Below are 3349 nucleotides of genomic sequence, written 5' to 3' on the forward strand. Positions count from 1 at the left end.
TCGGCGCGCAGCCGTATTCGATTGGACCGGTGTCGATTGGCATGCGACAGAACCCGTATGGGTCGCGCATCATGCTCAATCCTAAGCGCGAGCGCATTACGATGGCGGGTGACGACCCGCGTCAACATGCGCAGCATGGCTCGCAGGCTATGCAACGGCGCTCGCCGGTGCGGGAGTTGAATGCCTGACGCTCGGGGGCTTCACGGGCCCCCGCGGACTGATCGGTGATGGCGATGAGGCGAAACGCTATCCGATGTTCTACGTCGCGGCCGTACTGGTGAGCATGGCCGGCAGAACACGGTTACGCTGCGAAATGAGTAAGCCACGGGCTGTGGCCTGCTTTGGCGTGCGTGAGGAAGCAGGCAATGACGAGGTGTGATCGCCAATCTGACGGCACAGCCGCAGAGGGTGCGGTTGACGAGCCGCGGCGTATCGCTGCCTCAAAAGCTGGGTAGGTTGGTGGCCATTGAATCGGCTGCCGCCGACGATTACTCACGCTCACAAGACCGCTTTGAAGGTAGCGAGAGCTCATTGACGCTGGGGCCCTTCGCTTGCCTTCAGTTCAGGTGATGGTGGCTTGGTTGATTTCGTTTGACTTATGGCATGTGAAGACGTCAATGCACGAGCTGGGCAGGCGACTCGGCGCTCGAAGACTTTCGGAGGCCGTGCCTCGCAATCAATCGTACATAAATCTATGTTGTCGTTCGGATAACTACACAAAAACAGTAGGGAGTGCGCCGTCGTGCGGCCGGTGTGCGCGAGCTGCTGCTAGTTGACGTGTTCGGAGGAGTGACGTAGCACTTCAACACTCATGACAGCGGCCCTGTGGCTCGTCGCCTTCCCCCGAGCGTCCCACCAGTTTCAACTATCCGTCAGTTCCTTGAGTACCGCGTAAAACGTCTGGAAGCGGTGTGCGCCGATCTGCCGTTCCCATTCGCGTTCGATCTGGTGCACCGTGGCGCGCTGTAGTTCCGCCACTTTCCAGCCCCTCTCGGTTAGGGAAACAAGGCGCGCAGGCGATCCTCCCATCGCGCCCCTCTGCACATAACCCAGCTCTTCAAGTTGCAGCAGCAGGTAGTTCATCGCCTGCTTGGACATGCCGGCGCGCTGTGCCAAGTCAATGGGGCGCTCGTTCTCGGGAGGAGGAAAACGCAACACCTTGAAATGGGCAGTCTGGATGTCAGCAAAGCCGGCCGAGGCCAATGCCTGGCCTAGGCGCTGTTCCACCTGAGCGAGGCAATAGCGCAGCCGGGCCCCGATGAGCGGATCATCAGGGTTTGGATCGCCGGAAAATCTCCGGGGAGAACGGGATTGACGGTTGGTGCTCATATGGTAAAGTGACTTTACCATAACTCCATGGAGTTTCGCGATGTACTCGATGCGTAACGAACTGATCACCATTGGCTCACTGTCGATGCGGTTCCTGGTCGATGGTCGGGACACTACGGGCCACATGGCGATGGCGGAAATGATCGTCCAGCCGCTTGCCAAAGTCCCGCCCCCTCATCGCCACATCGACGTCGACGAGACGATCCACGTCCTGGAAGGATCGCTGACGTATCGGGTCGACGACTGCGTACGCGTGCTGAACGCGGGCGATCATTGCTTTTCGCCGCGCGGCAGCATTCATCACTTCTCCAATCCCGGTGATGCTCCCGCACGCGCGCTGGTGGTGTTTTCGCCCGCCAACATCGGGCCTGACTATTTTCGCGAGGTGGCCGGCGTGTTGGGTGCTGGCGGCCCACCGAATATGGACATGATGAAGGCTGTGATGAAACGCCATGGGCTCGAACTGGCTTCTTGAGTATTGCAAACGGCCGATCTCGAGCGCCCCGGAGGCGACATGCATGGCTCCGGCAACGCAGTCTTGGCGAATGGTCGAATGACTGCTTTCAGGCAAGGTGATTGCCGATGCGAAGGTCAGCAATGGGGTCGCGTGCTGGCGATCGCAGTCAGGCAGTAGCCGGCCACAAGCGTTACATCTATATTCACGGCTGCCCTGAGATCGAGCCAATGGGGATTGCTGCATCTCACGATTGCATAAGGATGCGTAACGCGGACATCGTGGAGCTATTCGACCTGGTCGAGTCAGGATCGTCCATCCTGATTCAAGAATAAGACGCAACGTAATCAGCACAGTTGCTGCAGCGGCTAGCCTGTACTGCTGTTTGTGATTACGCATGGCACGTCGTGATCAAGAATCCGTTGGCGATTTTGCCGTCGACACGGACCTTCCCAACAACTTTGCAGCATTGAGGTCAATATCCTGCGCTTTCAGGAACTCGGCCTTCGTGCGCCACTTTACCGCGCCATCCGGTAGACCGAACATGAGTAGCTTCTCGTCCGGTTCGTCATAGGTCTCAGGCGCAGTAGCGAAACCCTCCCGTCGCCAGGCTAAGGCAACGAGTGTCTTCTTTCCAGCAGGAGACACCTTGAATACGCGAATCCACGCAGGATGTTCGCCGAGCTCTGACATATTCGTTGTCTCGTCATCTTCTGCTGTGGACGGGCGAGCCCAGCCGATCGCGATGATCCTGATCGTTCGTCCAGCGCGGTCCAATAGTTCCTGTCGCCGGACCTGGTTGCCGAGCAACCGAAATCGTGACGCGGGAACATGGGAGTTCGCCACGAAGTATTCCGCGATCAACCAGTCGCCCCCCGAAGAGACGATCGGAACATCCCGTCGACGATCGTAACGATAGATTCTGGTCAGGTCGTGAAGAACCGATTGCGGAACGGCGGTACCTGGAAATGAATAGCGTGCCGGTTTGAAATCACCGGTCTCCGACGCGATCGAGTTCTCGACGTTCATATCCAGGCCCAACAGCTTTGGCGGCAACGTAATCGAAATCAGTGCATCGCCAGTGGTCCTGGCGACATACGGTGGTCGGGAGGACTCAACCGTCTTGATGGAAGGTTCCGCTCGTGGCAAAGCCGACCCACATGGCGAGATCATGAAAGAGGCAAGAGCGACAGATACCGTCACTGTGAACTGCCTTCGTGTAATCAACTAACCACCTCCCGAATGAATCGCCAATATCGCACCTCTTCGCCGGAGCGACAAACGATGAAAAATTGCACGATGGCCAAGGAAAATTTGCACCTCCAACATGCGAACGACCCTCCCTTGAATGCCCTTCTCACGTTTGAGTCGGCAGCGAGGCGTCTGAGTTTCGCTTCCCGTCCATGTCACCCCCAGCGCCCCCCGTCGAGCGTGACCCAGGCGGCGTTACTGCGGCTGCTGCGCAGCGCCGCATCGATGAACTGCATGCCACGCGCGCCGTCCACCACGTCGGGCAACTGTAGCGATAGCGGGGGAGGCGCGTGCCCATCACGCCGGGCCTGGACC

Annotated in this window: 5 protein-coding genes; 3 read left to right on the plus strand and 2 right to left on the minus strand. The window is 58.6% G+C overall.

The features are described from left to right. A partial coding sequence (locus tag WCA53_RS24145) for a hypothetical protein (protein ID WP_423916388.1) occupies positions 1-188 on the plus strand: 188 nt, incomplete at its 5' end. Positions 189-861: 673 nt separating this feature from the next. Here WCA53_RS24145 and WCA53_RS24150 read toward each other — a convergent pair. Further along, positions 862-1329, minus strand: coding sequence for a MarR family winged helix-turn-helix transcriptional regulator (locus WCA53_RS24150; protein WP_423916390.1), 468 nt, complete (start codon positions 1327-1329; stop codon positions 862-864). Positions 1330-1369: 40 nt separating this feature from the next. Between WCA53_RS24150 and WCA53_RS24155 the strand changes: the two genes are divergently transcribed. Beyond that, positions 1370-1804: a cupin domain-containing protein gene (locus WCA53_RS24155; protein ID WP_423916393.1), complete on the plus strand. Its 435-nt coding sequence runs from the start codon at positions 1370-1372 to the stop codon at positions 1802-1804. Between the two features lie 107 nt (positions 1805-1911). Continuing rightward, positions 1912-2118 carry a L,D-transpeptidase family protein gene (locus tag WCA53_RS24160; protein ID WP_423916396.1) on the plus strand — a complete coding sequence of 69 codons (207 nt, stop codon included), beginning with the start codon at positions 1912-1914 and terminating at the stop codon, positions 2116-2118. Positions 2119-2194: 76 nt separating this feature from the next. Here the strand turns inward: WCA53_RS24160 and WCA53_RS24165 are convergent, their stop codons facing one another. After that, positions 2195-2812 carry a hypothetical protein gene (locus WCA53_RS24165; protein ID WP_423916398.1) on the minus strand — a complete coding sequence of 206 codons (618 nt, stop codon included), beginning with the start codon at positions 2810-2812 and terminating at the stop codon, positions 2195-2197. Positions 2813-3349 lie beyond the last annotated feature (537 nt).

The sequence above is a fragment of the Caballeronia sp. genome (assembly GCF_049581465.1).
Classification (GTDB): Bacteria; Pseudomonadota; Gammaproteobacteria; order Burkholderiales; family Burkholderiaceae; genus Caballeronia.

Coding starts and splice junctions, on each gene's coding strand:
- WCA53_RS24150 (WP_423916390.1), bottom strand. CDS start 1,329: ATGAGCACCAACCGTCAATCCCGTTCTCCCCGGAGATTTTCCGGCGAT.
- WCA53_RS24155 (WP_423916393.1), top strand. CDS start 1,370: ATGTACTCGATGCGTAACGAACTGATCACCATTGGCTCACTGTCGATG.
- WCA53_RS24160 (WP_423916396.1), top strand. CDS start 1,912: ATGCGAAGGTCAGCAATGGGGTCGCGTGCTGGCGATCGCAGTCAGGCA.
- WCA53_RS24165 (WP_423916398.1), bottom strand. CDS start 2,812: ATGAACGTCGAGAACTCGATCGCGTCGGAGACCGGTGATTTCAAACCG.